The sequence below is a fragment of the Bacillus sp. BK450 genome (genome assembly GCF_004364885.1).
Classification (GTDB): Bacteria; Bacillota; Bacilli; order Bacillales; family Bacillaceae; genus Bacillus; species Bacillus safensis.
In genome coordinates this window covers 34,429-48,575 of the sequence record NZ_SOBQ01000002.1, presented here as the reverse complement: position 1 = coordinate 48,575, position 14,147 = coordinate 34,429, and the positions used below count along the sequence as shown (strand labels likewise).

General features: G+C 45.1%; 13 protein-coding genes. 5 read left to right on the top strand and 8 right to left on the bottom strand.

What is annotated here, in order from left to right; translation table 11 throughout:
- Window positions 1–12: 12 nt before the first annotated feature.
- Entirely contained in the window at window positions 13–4,137 is a 4,125-nt protein-coding gene (locus EV579_RS05315; RefSeq protein ID WP_133744091.1) for a beta strand repeat-containing protein, read from the bottom strand.
- A 173-nt stretch (window positions 4,138–4,310) separates the two neighbouring features.
- On the opposite strand from EV579_RS05315, the gene EV579_RS05310 reads away from it, so the two are divergent.
- Window positions 4,311–5,330 (top strand): LLM class flavin-dependent oxidoreductase, encoded by a 1,020-nt coding sequence (locus EV579_RS05310; RefSeq protein WP_024427753.1) that lies wholly within the window; start codon window positions 4,311–4,313, stop codon window positions 5,328–5,330.
- A 39-nt stretch (window positions 5,331–5,369) separates the two neighbouring features.
- Here the strand turns inward: EV579_RS05310 and EV579_RS05305 are convergent, their stop codons facing one another.
- Window positions 5,370–5,990, bottom strand: coding sequence for an acetate uptake transporter (locus EV579_RS05305; RefSeq protein WP_024425703.1), 621 nt, complete (start codon window positions 5,988–5,990; stop codon window positions 5,370–5,372).
- Window positions 5,991–6,132: 142 nt separating this feature from the next.
- Between EV579_RS05305 and EV579_RS05300 the strand changes: the two genes are divergently transcribed.
- Entirely contained in the window at window positions 6,133–6,954 is an 822-nt protein-coding gene (locus EV579_RS05300) for a uroporphyrinogen-III synthase (RefSeq protein WP_133744090.1), read from the top strand.
- Between the two features lie 38 nt (window positions 6,955–6,992).
- Here the strand turns inward: EV579_RS05300 and uptA are convergent, their stop codons facing one another.
- From uptA to EV579_RS05285, 3 genes are read right to left on the bottom strand one after another with little or no spacing between them, the layout of a single operon-like run.
- Complete coding sequence (uptA, locus tag EV579_RS05295) at window positions 6,993–7,595, bottom strand: undecaprenyl phosphate transporter UptA (protein ID WP_133744089.1); 603 nt, start codon at window positions 7,593–7,595, stop codon at window positions 6,993–6,995.
- Between the two features lie 53 nt (window positions 7,596–7,648).
- Window positions 7,649–8,530 carry a UTP--glucose-1-phosphate uridylyltransferase GalU gene (galU, locus tag EV579_RS05290; protein WP_133744088.1) on the bottom strand — a complete coding sequence of 294 codons (882 nt, stop codon included), beginning with the start codon at window positions 8,528–8,530 and terminating at the stop codon, window positions 7,649–7,651.
- A 4-nt stretch (window positions 8,531–8,534) separates the two neighbouring features.
- A complete protein-coding gene (locus EV579_RS05285) occupies window positions 8,535–8,942 on the bottom strand; it encodes a GtrA family protein (RefSeq protein ID WP_073205885.1) in 408 nt (135 codons plus the stop codon).
- A 168-nt stretch (window positions 8,943–9,110) separates the two neighbouring features.
- Here EV579_RS05285 and EV579_RS05280 point away from each other — a divergent pair, with 168 nt between their 5' ends.
- From EV579_RS05280 to EV579_RS19115, 3 genes are all read left to right on the top strand, one after another.
- Entirely contained in the window at window positions 9,111–9,341 is a 231-nt protein-coding gene (locus EV579_RS05280) for an excisionase family DNA-binding protein (RefSeq protein WP_039179160.1), read from the top strand.
- A gap of 119 nt (window positions 9,342–9,460) precedes the next feature.
- Complete coding sequence (locus tag EV579_RS19120; protein ID WP_240503384.1) at window positions 9,461–9,664, top strand: hypothetical protein; 204 nt, start codon at window positions 9,461–9,463, stop codon at window positions 9,662–9,664.
- A gap of 189 nt (window positions 9,665–9,853) precedes the next feature.
- Window positions 9,854–10,411 carry a hypothetical protein gene (locus tag EV579_RS19115; protein WP_243837388.1) on the top strand — a complete coding sequence of 186 codons (558 nt, stop codon included), beginning with the start codon at window positions 9,854–9,856 and terminating at the stop codon, window positions 10,409–10,411.
- 10 nt (window positions 10,412–10,421) lie between these two features.
- Here the strand turns inward: EV579_RS19115 and EV579_RS05270 are convergent, their stop codons facing one another.
- From EV579_RS05270 to EV579_RS05260, 3 genes are read right to left on the bottom strand one after another with little or no spacing between them, the layout of a single operon-like run.
- Window positions 10,422–11,522, bottom strand: a complete 1,101-nt coding sequence (locus EV579_RS05270; protein ID WP_133744087.1) for a Ger(x)C family spore germination protein — start codon at window positions 11,520–11,522, stop codon at window positions 10,422–10,424.
- Entirely contained in the window at window positions 11,519–12,619 is a 1,101-nt protein-coding gene (locus tag EV579_RS05265; protein ID WP_133744086.1) for a GerAB/ArcD/ProY family transporter, read from the bottom strand. The genes EV579_RS05270 and EV579_RS05265 overlap by 4 nt, the downstream gene beginning before the upstream one ends.
- 12 nt (window positions 12,620–12,631) lie before the next feature.
- Complete coding sequence (locus EV579_RS05260) at window positions 12,632–14,116, bottom strand: spore germination protein (protein ID WP_029707952.1); 1,485 nt, start codon at window positions 14,114–14,116, stop codon at window positions 12,632–12,634.
- Between the last annotated feature and the right edge of the window lie 31 nt (window positions 14,117–14,147).

The window sequence follows — 14,147 nt, the reverse complement described above, 5'->3', positions numbered from 1 at the left end:
TTCTTTTTTAGTTTAGCTGAGCCGTATGATGGTCAAGGTAGCACCTGCAGCACCGCCCCCGCCAACTAAAATAGCTGTGACAACTGCCCCAAAAAACTGCAGTGAAATGGTGCTTCCAGCTGTTATATTGACGATTAAAGTATTATTGAGAAACGAAGTAGAGATAACCGGTGATTGAACAGAACCAGGCACAGTATCTCCATTTAAAAGCAAACGTGTATTAATTAAAAGAGCTGTTGTGGTGTTGACTTGATACGTAATATAATATTTACCAGTTTGCAAAACGGTAAAAACAGTGCTCGTTCCGTTTGCGGTAAAGTTAGTAATGTTTTGTAAATTCGGCAGAGGAATATTCGTTCCACTAGCTACAGTGATAATGGTAGATCCAGAACTATTAGCAGCATAAAGTGCTGTATCCGTAAAACCACCTGTTCCAGTAGCCCCAGTAGCCCCAGTGACACCAGTAACACCGGTAGCGCCAGTAGGTCCGGTTGGTCCGGTGATACCTGTAGCGCCGGTAGCTCCAGTAATCCCCGTGGCACCAGTAGGTCCGGTAGCTCCAGTGATCCCCGTTGCGCCAGTAGGTCCAGTTGATCCGGTAATCCCCGTTGCGCCGGTAGGCCCGGTAGCTCCAGTAATCCCCGTGGCACCAGTAGATCCGGTTGATCCGGTAATCCCCGTTGCGCCGGTAGGCCCGGTAGCTCCAGTAATCCCCGTGGCACCAGTAGATCCGGTTGATCCGGTAATCCCCGTGGCACCAGTAGGACCAGTTAATCCAGTAGGTCCAGTAATCCCCGTGGCACCAGTAGGCCCAGTTGATCCAGTGATCCCCGTGGCACCAGTAGGTCCGGTAGCTCCAGTGATCCCTGTTGCGCCAGTAGGCCCTGTTGATCCGGTGATACCTGTCACCCCAGTAGGACCAGTTGGTCCGGTAATCCCAGTAGCGCCGGTAGGTCCAGTTGCTCCGGTAATCCCAGTGGCACCAGTAGGCCCGGTAGCTCCAGTAATCCCCGTGGCACCAGTAGGTCCGGTAGCTCCAGTGATCCCCGTTGCGCCAGTAGGTCCAGTTGATCCGGTAATCCCAGTGGCGCCGGTAGGACCAGTAGGTCCAGTAATCCCAGTGGCACCAGTAGGCCCAGTTGATCCAGTGATCCCCGTGGCGCCGGTAGGACCAGTAGGTCCAGTAATCCCAGTGGCACCAGTAGGTCCGGTAGCTCCAGTGATCCCTGTTGCGCCAGTAGGCCCTGTTGATCCGGTGATACCTGTCACCCCAGTAGGACCAGTTGGTCCGGTAATCCCAGTAGCGCCGGTAGGTCCAGTTGCTCCGGTAATCCCCGTGGCACCAGTAGGCCCGGTAGCTCCAGTAATCCCAGTGGCACCAGTAGGACCAGTAGGTCCAGTGATCCCAGTGGCACCAGTAGGCCCTGTTGCTCCAGTGATACCTGTAGCCCCAGTAGCCCCAGTAGGACCAGTAGGTCCAGTGCTGCCTGTAGTACCCGTATCTCCAGTTGATCCGGTAATCCCCGTTGCGCCGGTAGGCCCGGTAGCTCCAGTAATCCCAGTGGCACCGGTAGGTCCGGTAGCCCCAGTGATACCTGTAGCGCCGGTAGGTCCAGTTGCTCCGGTAATCCCAGTGGCACCGGTAGGTCCAGTTGCCCCAGTGCTACCCGTGGCACCAGTAGACCCGGTAGCTCCAGTAATCCCAGTGGCACCAGTAGATCCGGTTGATCCGGTAATCCCTGTGGCGCCGGTAGGCCCGGTAGATCCGGTGATCCCCGTGGCACCAGTAGGTCCTGTTGGTCCAGTGCTACCCGTGGCACCCGTATCTCCAGTAGATCCGGTAATCCCAGTGGTGCCGGTAGGCCCAGTTGATCCAGTGCTACCCGTGGCACCAGTAGGCCCGGTAGCTCCAGTAATCCCAGTAGCACCAGTAGCACCAGTAGGACCAGTAGGTCCAGTGCTGCCTGTAGTACCCGTATCTCCAGTTGATCCGGTAATCCCCGTGGCACCGGTAGAACCAGTTGATCCGGTAATCCCCGTGGCACCAGTAGGACCAGTTGATCCAGTACTACCTGTGGCACCAGTAGGCCCAGTAGCTCCCGTAATCCCTGTTGCGCCAGTAGGTCCAGTTGATCCAGTACTACCTGTGGCACCGGTAGAACCAGTTGATCCAGTGATCCCCGTTGCGCCAGTAGGCCCTGTTGACCCAGTGATCCCAGTGGCACCGGTATCTCCAGTTGCCCCAGTAATCCCTGTAGCCCCGGTAGGACCTGTTGAACCAGTGATACCTGTAGCACCCGTATCTCCAGTTGACCCAGTAATACCAGTTGCACCAGTAGGTCCGGTTGATCCGGTGATTCCCGTTGCACCAGTAGGTCCTGTTGGTCCAGTGCTACCCGTGGCACCCGTATCTCCAGTTGATCCGGTGATACCTGTCACCCCAGTAGGACCAGTAGGTCCAGTGCTGCCTGTAGTACCCGTATCTCCAGTAGATCCGGTAATCCCAGTGGTGCCGGTAGGCCCAGTTGATCCAGTGCTACCCGTGGCACCAGTAGGCCCGGTAGCTCCAGTAATCCCCGTGGCACCAGTAGGACCAGTAGGTCCAGTGCTGCCTGTAGTACCCGTATCTCCAGTAGATCCGGTAATCCCCGTTGCGCCGGTAGGCCCGGTAGCTCCAGTAATCCCAGTGGCACCGGTAGGTCCGGTAGCCCCAGTGATACCTGTAGCCCCGGTAGGTCCAGTTGATCCGGTAATCCCAGTGGCGCCGGTAGGCCCGGTAGATCCGGTGATCCCCGTGGCACCCGTATCTCCAGTTGATCCGGTGATACCTGTCACCCCAGTAGGACCAGTAGGTCCAGTGCTGCCTGTAGTACCCGTATCTCCAGTAGATCCGGTAATCCCCGTTGCGCCGGTAGGCCCAGTTGATCCAGTGCTACCCGTGGCACCAGTAGGACCGGTAGAACCAGTAGATCCGGTAATCCCCGTGGCACCCGTATCACCAGTTACTCCAGTGATACCTGTAGCACCAGTAGGTCCGGTTAATCCGGTGATCCCCGTGGCGCCGGTAGGACCAGTTGATCCAGTACTACCCGTGGCACCAGTAGGACCGGTAGCTCCAGTAATCCCCGTGGCACCAGTAGGTCCGGTAGCTCCAGTGATCCCCGTTGCGCCAGTAGGTCCAGTTGCTCCAGTAATCCCCGTGGCACCGGTAGGTCCGGTAGCCCCAGTAATCCCAGTAGCCCCGGTAGGTCCAGTTGATCCGGTAATCCCCGTGGCACCAGTAGGCCCAGTTGATCCAGTAATCCCCGTGGCACCGGTAGGTCCAGTTGACCCAGTAATCCCCGTGGCACCAGTAGGTCCAGTTGACCCAGTAATCCCCGTGGCACCCGTATCACCAGTTGCTCCAGTGATACCTGTAGCACCAGTAGGTCCGGTTAATCCAGTGATCCCTGTGGCGCCGGTAGGGCCAGTTGTTCCAGTGATCCCTGTAGCCCCGGTAGGTCCAGTTTCACCTGGTGCTGCTAAAAGTGTGTAATCTGGCGACGTATCTGGCGTACCTGAAGGTGGTGCAGAATCCACAATATACGTACCACCACCATAAGTGACCACTTGACCGACTGAATATGTTGGTGCCATAACAGGATCATAGGCTTCAATACCACTTAATCCGATCCCAGTAGGACCCGTAGGACCGGTTTCTCCAGAAGCAGCTAAAAGGGTATAGTCGGGGGAGAGTCCAGGTATTCCTGATGGAGCGTCAACATTGGCAATGTAAGTACTGCCATCAAACGTGACCACTTGCCCTGCATCGTAATCTTGTGATTGTGAGGGATTAAAAGGAAGGGCGCCGGTTAACCCGCCAGCAGGTCCAGTAGGTCCGGTTGGTCCAGGGGGACCTGCTTGGCCTGCCGGGCCTCTTGGTCCAGCTCTTTGATTTTGTTTTGATTGTTTTATTCCTTTTGCAATGTGGCAAGGTTGATTCCCTTGAGATGTATTTTGTTTTGAATATTCTTGTTTAATGAATGGACAGTCTCTTTTTCGAGGACGGTCATGACGTGATCTTTTGTAATGAGGCTGTTCATGGTATTTACCGCAAAAGGGACATTTGTGTTCGAATTGATTGTACAAATTGCCCATCTCCTAGAATTGATATTTCATTCTATGTGCAAATTTTCAAATTGGAAGTAAAACCTAGAAAATCATCATTTCGAAAATCATCGAATCAAATCATTTAAATCTTTCATTGATTTGTGTTATGGTGTTGAAAGTATGAAATAGTATGATTTTTGACAGAAATGGGGACATCATATATGAGTCAATCAGTTTTACAAGGCAAAGCCTATTCCGTTTTAAATTTATCCTCAGTGACAGAAGGAGGTACCATTAAAGAATCTTTTGATCGTAGTATGGATTTAGCAAAGAAGGCGGAGAAGTGGGGTTATCATAGATACTGGCTGGCAGAACACCATAACATGGAAGGGGTAGCGAGCTCTGCAACGTCTGTTTTAATTGGATATATTGCGGGAGGAACCGAAAAAATTCGAGTAGGATCTGGCGGGATTATGCTGCCAAACCACTCTTCACTTGTCATTGCCGAACAATTTGGCACACTTGAGACATTGTATCCAGGGAGAATTGATTTAGGTCTTGGCAGAGCACCAGGGACAGATCAGTTAACAGCAAGAGCGCTTAGACGTAATCTTCATAACGGAGAAGATTTCCCTGAGCAGCTTGAAGAACTTCGTCAATATTTCAAACCGACCGGACAGGTTAAAAAACATGTAAGAGCTGTTCCAGGAGAAGGCCTGGACATTCCAATTTGGCTCCTTGGTTCAAGCGGTTTTAGCGCTAGACTTGCAGGAGAACTTGGCTTGCCATTTGCCTTTGCAGCACATTTCTCACCTAAAAATACAATTCCCGCGTTAGAGTTGTACAGACAGTCATTTAGACCTTCTGATGTATTAAAAGAGCCTTATGCCATGGTCGGTGTGACGGTTTTTGCTGCAGATCAAACAGAACGGGCTGAATATTTGGCAACCTCTCATTATCAGCGGTTTTTAAGTCTCATTCGCAACACACCAGGAAAACTGAAGGCGCCTGTCGACAGCATGGACGGTCTTTGGAGTCCATATGAAAAGGCGATGGTGGATGAACAATTAAGCTCGACTATCATTGGGGATAAAGAAAAGGTGAAAACAGAATTAGAAGCCTTTATAGAAGCTACTCAAGCAGATGAAGTGATGATTAATTCAGATATGTTTGACCATCAAGAAAGAATGCGCTCGTATGAAATCATCGGAGAGATTTTTCAAGAGGCACAAGAAAAATAAACATAAAAAAAGAACTGCACAGAGCAGTTCTTTTTTTATTTAAGCTTTTGTAAAAATGCGAAATGGTTGTCCGATTGGCAGAACAATACGGCCAAAATGTGTATTAAGAACAACAGCTGCAGAACCATAAAATGAAAGCAGGGAAATGATCAATTCTGCAATACCAGCCATGGTATGAGTCACATCGTACATCACACCAAAAGTGCTAAGGGAAAGACCAATGAATAAGAAATCAATAAAGACGAAAATCAAAAATAACACTTTATGTGTTTCCATTGCACCAATCGTCATAAACAAGCTGAAAATCAAATAACCAATAAACGCAAAGCCTAGCTGCTTTGGATCTGCTGCTCCCGCAAGCGTTTTCCCAAAGACGCCGGCTTGAATGAGCCAAGTTGTTCCAACGCCCATCCAGAAAAGACCGAATGCGCCAAAAGCAGTGGCTCCAAAAATATTATGATGCTTTGAATCTTGTATGGACGCGATCAGCTGCGCGATTCCTCCAAGGAAGATAGCCCAAGGTAAAATAAGGGAAGTGCCATCTGTGATTCCTAGTTTTTGTGAGGACGCAACGAGCGTCACCATTGCTAAACCAAACAAACCAAGTGGTGTTGGGTCTGCAATTGATAATCGAATTGCTTGAACATTCTGTTTTTCCATAATGACCTCCTACAATTTGCACTTACAAAAGATACTCGAATTCGATAGAAACGTCAAGCTCTTTTTTAGTAGACACTTGCATCGTCTTCCAAATAAATCTATATTTAATACATATCAAATGTGATAGAAAAAGAGGGATAACATGAATAAAGGCTTATCTGGAAAAACGATTGCCATTTGTGGAACAAGAAAAACAGAAGAAATGCGTACACTTGTCGAAAAACAAGGAGGACAAGCCGTTATTCGCTCTCTTCAAGGAACCGTATTTTTAGCCAAAGAGGATTTAAAGCCAGGCATAGAAACCTTTGTGAGGCAAGGGGCCGACTGGGTGATCTTGACAACAGGCATTGGTACAGATACATTGATTGAGAGTGCAGAAGAGCTGCAGCTTGGTAAAGAATTTATGAACATTCTATCAAACGCACATATTGCTTCAAGAGGGTACAAAACCTTTGCTGCGCTGAAAAAACGCGGAATTCAGCCAGAGGTCTCTGATGAAGACGGAACGGTTCGTGACTTGATTTCAAAGCTTGAAGACAAGGAGTTTCAAGGCAAACGCGTGATGGTGCAGCTTCATGGTGAAAATGCACCAGCTCTCATTCAGTTTTTACATGACAAGGGGGCAGATGTTTTGCCGCTTTTACCATATCAGCACACACCTCCTGAACCAGAGGCAGCTGAAACGCTGCTGCAAGAAATGAAAGATGGACAAGTTCATGCCGTCTGTTTTACAACCGCTGTCCAGGTCCACGCCTTTTTCAAACTAGCCGCAGAGTGGGGCAGAAAAGAAGAATTGCAAGCATTATTCGAGCAGGATGTGCTTGCAGTAGCTGTCGGAAAAGTTACGGCTGAAGCTTTAAAAGAAGAAGGAATAGACCGAATTCTTGCCCCGTCACTTGAGAGAATGGGAGCAATGATTATAGAATTATCCCAATATATGAAAAAACAATCAGCACACATATAAAAAAAAGCCTTTCACCAGATCAGTGAAAGGCTTTTTTGTTAGATTGTCCGTTTTCGATTCGTCCGAATTTTTTTGAGTACAAAGTAGAGAACAATCAGGATGATGGCAATGATCATAATAGGGGTTGTATAAGCATGAGCAACACTTTGAATATGATCCCATTTTGTCCCAAGCTGCATGCCAAGGTAGATAAATAAGATAGACCAAGGGATGGCAGCTAATCCTGTCAAGAAAACAAATTTCAAAAAAGGCATCTTGGCAATACCCGCTGGAATCGAGATGGCATGACGGACAACAGGGATAAAGCGGGCGGTAAAGACTACACCGGTTCCATATCGATCAAACCAGCGCTCTGCAGTCGCGATATGGTGTTCATGGATGAATAAATACTTTCCATACTTTGTTAAAAAAGGTCGTCCGCCGTACAGACCGATCCAGTAAATAAAACACTGGGCGAGCGTACCACCGATGACGCCGGCAATCACAGCTCCTACAAAACCAATTGTGCCTGTTGATACCATATATCCGCCATAGGCAAGTACAATTTCACTCGGAATGATTTCAATCATCAGTCCAAGTGCAACACCCGCGTAACCTAGGCTTGTCAGCCAGGTTAAAATTTCATTAAAAAAGGTTCCCATTCATTTCACTCTGCCTTTAAATACGAATTTTCTTCAAGCATCCTTATAAGAGCCTATGCTTGTTTTTCTTCTCTCATGAGTATGCTTTGCATATATGCTAGCATGGCTGGCCGCATATCATGACGCATTAATCCAAGTTCTGCCGCTGCCTTAAATGAGCCGAGCTTATCACCAACGTCAAATCTCATCCCCTCTAATTGTGTTGCATAAATGGGTGATTCATGTGCAATGATTTTCAGCGCATCTGTCAGCTGGATTTCGTTCCCGGTACCTCTCTCGATTCCTTGTAAAATAGGAAAAATCGATGGTGTTAACAGGTACCTGCCCATGACGGCTAAATCGGAAGGAGCTTCATGAATTGCTGGCTTTTCCACTAAGTCTGTGACTTCAAACACTTGACCGTCTACTCTAGCTGGTCTTATCATACCATACTTGCTGACATCTAGACGATCCACTTGCTGGACGCCAATGACCTCTCTTTGTTTGTCTTCAAAGACTTCCATGAGCTGAGAGAGTGCAGGTCTTTCTGACACCATGACATCATCACCTAAAAGGACCGCAAAAGGATCATTGCCAGTAAAATGACGTGCACATAATACCGCATGTCCAAGACCTAAGGGTTCCTTTTGACGAATATAATGAATATTGGCCATATCCGCAATATGTTTGATTTCAGCCAGCTGTTCATTTTTTCCTTTTTCAAGCAAATTCTGTTCTAGCTCAATCGAACGGTCAAAGTGATCTTCAATCGATTTTTTATTTCTTCCTGTGATAATTAGTATATCTTCAATGCCTGATTGAACAGCCTCTTCAACTATGTATTGAATGGCGGGTTTGTCGATAATAGGCAGCATTTCCTTTGGCTGTGCTTTCGTTGCGGGTAAAAAACGTGTGCCTAATCCGGCTGCTGGTATGACGGCTTTTTTAATGTTCATTGAATCATCGCTCCATTTCTGATGGTTTATTTTCTGATGGAAAAACCCATAGGCGGCTTCCAGTAAAAGTGATCATCATGCCAAGAAGGGTACCAATCGCTTTACTAATGAATAATGAGAAACCTGCTTGCTGTATGACATATAAGACAACATAGGTGAGGAGGCACGCTGCGCCGTTGACTGTGGCCCACTTGATCCATTCCCACTTGTCAGCTTTCTTTTTCACTTGGAACGTCCATTTTCGATTCCAAACATAACTGTTCAGCATTCCTGCAGTATAGGACAGGCACTGGGCAAGAAAAGGGGGAACAAAGCAAGCAGTTAAAAAAAAGAAGAACAGAAAGTCAATCATCGTATTGCTAGCGCCTACAGTTAAAAATGCGGCATAGATCCGAATATTTTTCTTTGTCATCCGAAGGATCATCACCTCCTAGTGTTTGAGTGGGTGTATGAATACTGTACAAAAGTGAGTTGACGAATCAGTGAAGAAAAGATGAAAAAAACATGAACAAGCGATATCTGTTTTTTCACCAGCTCGTGATATAATTTGCTAGATGAAACGAACGGGTGGTGCACAAACATGTATTTAACAATCGCAGAAACAGCTGAATACTTGGAAGTATCAGAAGCGTATATTGAAAAATTAATCCAGCAAAAAAAGATTCGTTACGTATTTGACGGGGAATCTTATCTCATTTATCAAGGGCAGTTTCAAACGCATTTAAAGCAGCTCGAACAATATAAAGAGCTCGTCCAAGAGATCTTAAATGAACCGATTCCGGAAGATCCCGATGTAAAGGATGAAGATTAGAAGATCATTATTTCTTCATTTGAAACAATATGGACGAATGGCCGCGGTTATAGAAAGAATGATTTCTATTTCACCTTAAGCTTGCTCGAATGAAAGAAGCAGAATAGCAGTAAAAGTAAGTGAAAATAATGGGGACAACTGCTTTATGTGAAGCCTGTCAAAAAAACGAAATGAACATTTTAGAAGCGACTGATGAACCGAAACAGCCTTATGAATTATGCCATCAATGCCACGAAAGACTGCTCAGCTATTCATTACGGCCTATTGAATGGTATAACCTAGCTGTTCTCCATTCTCCTAAACAATTTTTACTCCCGCGATGATTTTTATGGAGAGGACGGACAGGCTTTCCAATTAGAGGAGGAAGTTGTCAAAAGCGAGAAAGCTCCAACATTACAAGCCGTTAGGCATAATTTGGTGTCTTTATTAGACTTTTCAATCACTAGATGGTTTCTTGAGGATGATCGATGCTTTGAAGCCAAAGTAGGTTTTATGAAACGGAGCATGCCGAAGTGAAATCACGAATGTTAGAGATCACGGCTGATGTTCTAGATACATTTGCCGCTGAATGGGTCAGGGAACTTTTGGATTACGAGGACGAAGAATTCCTTTACCCATTTTCGTGGGCAGCAGCCAGCAGTTTGCCGGGAGAGGAGGGATTACACCATATATTAGAAAAATTGAAATCGATCAGTGAAAAAGAATTGCCGTTAGAGGCTTTTATTTGCCTGCATCGTTTCCGTTCTCACAAAATTTTGGATTGGATGGAGTCAAATTGCACCCATTTTCACGATCAGTGGGAAAGGCTGGCAGCCGTCAGCTGCCCAACCTGGGAGAGAATGAAATCTTGGCTAAACAAAAGAAGACCTTTCTGCTTCATTGCACTAGATACAATGGCAAACTGTGCAAAAGGGAATAGACCGGCTCTTGTGGAAAAATTTTCACCTAAAATTCTTAGAACTGATCAAAATGAAGTAGAAAAGATTTTACATGATGTTCATCAAAAAGATCCGGTTCCACGAGTGAAAATGAAAGTGTCCAACATCTTGGAGAACAAGCAAGACATTTGAATAAGCCTTTTTATTGGCTGACTCCGGTTTGAACAATCTTCATGTGGCATTTAACTTGTACATCTGCATCAGGATAAATGCTTTTCCACTTTTCTGGTGTTACTGCTTTGTCTTTTGATCTATACCTCAGGCCCAGCCCAAGCGGATCTATGTTTTGCTTTTTAAAGGATTGAACAAGGTCTTGTCCTTGCTGAGCGACACGTTTTTCTACTTCTTTTTCAACATGGTCCAATATAGATGGTTTATCAATTTTTTTGGACTTCATGAATTCTTTTAATTCACCTTTCAGTTTGATATCAATCATGATCTGAGGCTTCTTTGTTAGGTTTTCCGTTGGTTTAATTCGGTAAGACACATGGGATTTGATATTTTCAATGACGACATGGGTCTTTGCATGATCAGCCAATTGAAATTCGTAGATGCCATTTTTATGATTTTCAATCATCGCTTTAAATGTGAACGTGTCTTTTCCAGGGATATGACCGACCATTTTTTCATGATCAAACAGAGCGACTCCTGTGATCTTAATGACATTGCCTTTTTTCTTAATGTAGGGGAGGTATGCATCGACCCCTTTTGCCAGCATCTGATTCATAAAAATATGCTGATTGGTGACAGGTTCATTGCCATTTCGCATATTTTGGGCGAGCAGATCAGAAAGATATACACCTATATTTAAGTTCGTTTGATTCATTTTTGTGTATAATAACTCTTCCACTTCTCCGCCTACAATCGCAAACACTTGACGTGAACCAATGATAGGATCACGATAAATATAATTCATTAAATCGATCATGCCGACTTCTTTTGCTAACTTTTCACTGACTAAAATAACGAGCACCTGGCCCATGACTACTGGAAAAGGTGATTCTTCTGACACGAGAAATTGAATATTACTAATGGTGTTTGACTTTCCGCTTAATATTTGATAACTTCCTTGCTCTTGACTTTTAAAGACAGGGAAGACAAAGAAGCCCTTCATTTCTCCATCTTCCAATAAATCAAATCCTGCCGCCTGAGAGATATTTAATTCATCTAAAAGGCGGGGCTCTGCACAGCTGGTTAACAAAAGACTACCCAACATGAGGCCCGTAAGTATATAACGTTTCATGCTCGTTTTTTCCCCCTCCTTTTTTTCAGCATCAGTCCAATGACCATACAGATAATCAATCCATAGATCAGAATGAATCCGCTAAATTCCACCCATTGATTAAAGGTTTCAAAAGAAGTTGCACTGGCAAAAAACGAAAACATGATCAGAATGAGGATGCTGAGCCCGATGAACGTGACGCGCTGGCTCGTATGAAGCATTTTTTTTGCCATTCGGCTCGCTGCCCATAATGGAATCGTGATATTAGGAATGATCAGAAGCAGCCAAAGAGACACTTCAATAAATTCAAAGCGCTGGATAAATGGAAGCTTCACAATGCTCGTTAACGTTAGCGTCGGCCATTTTGTTAATTTGAGCTGAGCACTTGAGTAATACGCTATAGAGACGAGAAAAGTGAGCAAGTTTAAGCATGTCGTAAATAATACCCCCATGTAAGCAAATTTTTGAGATGTCTGAGCTTGTTTAATAAAGGGATAATAGACAAGCAGCGTGCCAAAACCAAACATGGATAAGGATGCATCTTTGACTCCCACAAGCATTTGCGAAAATGTATGATCAAACATTGGGAACATGAAACGAATGTGACTATATTTCATGGCATAAAAACAGATAAACGTCATCCAATACGTCAGTACAACACTAAAAAATGCCCATCCAGCAATGGTTCTAAAGCCGCCAGTATGAATGTAATACACAAGCAGCAGCAGTACAGACGCAAACAAAAGACCAGGAATTTCTTTAAACAGCCATACATGGATCACATCCATGTAATGGATAAGAACGGTCAGCGACAAAGAAGCAAAATATAAGATATAAAGAATGTTGAATAATTGCCCAATCCATTTGCCAAATACATATTGCGTGATTTCACCAAATTCATCCGAAGGGGCCTTTTTAAACATCAAGTACATGAGAAAGACCATCACATTGACGCTCATGCCAGAAATCAAAATAGCGATCCATCCATCATTATTGATAGAACGAACAAGGTTTGTTTGAAAGTTTAAAATGCTGACACCGACTTGATTGGCATTGATGAGAAAAAACACAAAATAAGGGGATACTTGAAATTTCTCTTTGACAGAAGAAGAGCTCATGCCTTCACTTCCTTATTCATAAAAATCATTTTTCCCCTTGCGGCCTTGCTTCGGCTTAGAGCGATGGATGGTTTCATTTTGAGGACGTAAATTTTCCGGCCTTTTGTTCAAAAAACGGAGCTGAGGACGAATCAAACTGCCCTTTAAATCAGCAAGGCGCATTGGAAAAATAGGCTCTAAATACGGCCGGCCAATTGAAGTTAATTTCATTAAATGGGTGAGCAGAAAAGATCCCATCACAGCAATACCTAATGCGCCCCAAACCTGTGCTGCAACTAAAAAAGGAAATCTCAGCAGCCGAATGGTACTGCCCATTTTGTATATAGGCGTGACAAATGAGGCGAGAGCAGACAGGGCAACAATAATGAGTAAAATATTGCTCGTTAAGCCTGCTGCTACAGCAGCCTGTCCAATGACAATCCCTCCAACAATCCCGAGCGTCTGACCGACTTTAGCTGGGAGCCTTGAACCTGCTTCTCTTAGTAATTCAATCGAAATCTCTAAAAATAGTGCCTCAATGATCGGAGGAAATGGCACAAGATAGCGCGAGGAGACAATGGTTTCTAATAAATCCTTTGGGATCAGTTCATAATGAAAGGTTAAAACGGCGACATATAAAGGTGTCGCAAAAATGGAAAATATCACAGCAAATATGCGTAACAGCCTAAAGCAAGAAGCCGCAATCCATGACATATTGTAGTCTTCCATCGTGGAAAAATACTCAAGTAAAATAGTTGGGGCAAGCAAGACATGAGGCGAACCATCAACTAATATGGCAATTTTCCCTTCTGATAAGCCTGAAGACACGCGGTCGGGTCTTTCTGTATTCAAAAACAACGGAAAGATCGTATTGGATACATCATAAAGCATTTGAGCGAGGTAATTCGCATCTAAAATCTGATCATAATCAACGTCCTCAATTCGCTGAAGAACCGTTTCGATGTTTTCTGGGTTGGCGATTTCTTCAATATATAACACGGCAACTTTTGTTTGAGAGAGCGTACCAACCGTCTTTTCCTCAACTTTCAGGTTAGGCGTCGGCAGCCGCCGTCTGACCAAATTTAAATTGGTATCTAAAACCTCCACAAATGCTTCCTGTGCACTGATAATCCCAAATTCAATTTCAGGCGGACCTATTTGTCTGCCTTTCTTTTCTTCAATCGGCAAGAGAAGCGTTTTGCCCCAGTCTGTCTCAAGTCTAATCGCAATGCTGCCCCGGTGAAGGGCTTCTTGCACTTTTTGAAGATCGCTCGTGATGACAGCCTGCTCAATGGGAATTCGTTCTTTCAGCTCTTCAAGAGTGGGTGACAGGTGCAGTTGTTTGAGGGAGGGGAGAATTTGTTCATGTAGAAGATGTCCATTAATCAATGAACGAAAAAAGGAAATCCTATACAGAAAATCTCCATTTCGAGACAGCTCATTTGTAAAATCAGCAGAACGTGACAATGCTTCAAATACTGAATTCGGGTCCTTTTGTTGTTTGTTTTTCTTCAGCATTTGGACCAGCTCCTTCGGCGATTTGCCTCTA

Excerpts from the sequence above, each read along its gene's own strand:
- EV579_RS05270 (WP_133744087.1), bottom strand. The coding sequence starts at position 11,522 with ATGAAACGTTATATACTTACGGGCCTCATGTTGGGTAGTCTTTTGTTA.
- galU (WP_133744088.1), bottom strand. The coding sequence starts at position 8,530 with ATGAACATTAAAAAAGCCGTCATACCAGCAGCCGGATTAGGCACACGT.
- EV579_RS05305 (WP_024425703.1), bottom strand. The coding sequence starts at position 5,990 with ATGGAAAAACAGAATGTTCAAGCAATTCGATTATCAATTGCAGACCCA.
- EV579_RS05260 (WP_029707952.1), bottom strand. The coding sequence starts at position 14,116 with ATGCTGAAGAAAAACAAACAACAAAAGGACCCGAATTCAGTATTTGAA.
- EV579_RS05265 (WP_133744086.1), bottom strand. The coding sequence starts at position 12,619 with ATGAGCTCTTCTTCTGTCAAAGAGAAATTTCAAGTATCCCCTTATTTT.
- EV579_RS05315 (WP_133744091.1), bottom strand. The coding sequence starts at position 4,137 with ATGGGCAATTTGTACAATCAATTCGAACACAAATGTCCCTTTTGCGGT.
- EV579_RS05285 (WP_073205885.1), bottom strand. The coding sequence starts at position 8,942 with ATGACAAAGAAAAATATTCGGATCTATGCCGCATTTTTAACTGTAGGC.
- uptA (WP_133744089.1), bottom strand. The coding sequence starts at position 7,595 with ATGGGAACCTTTTTTAATGAAATTTTAACCTGGCTGACAAGCCTAGGT.
- EV579_RS05280 (WP_039179160.1), top strand. The coding sequence starts at position 9,111 with ATGTATTTAACAATCGCAGAAACAGCTGAATACTTGGAAGTATCAGAA.
- EV579_RS05310 (WP_024427753.1), top strand. The coding sequence starts at position 4,311 with ATGAGTCAATCAGTTTTACAAGGCAAAGCCTATTCCGTTTTAAATTTA.
- EV579_RS05300 (WP_133744090.1), top strand. The coding sequence starts at position 6,133 with ATGAATAAAGGCTTATCTGGAAAAACGATTGCCATTTGTGGAACAAGA.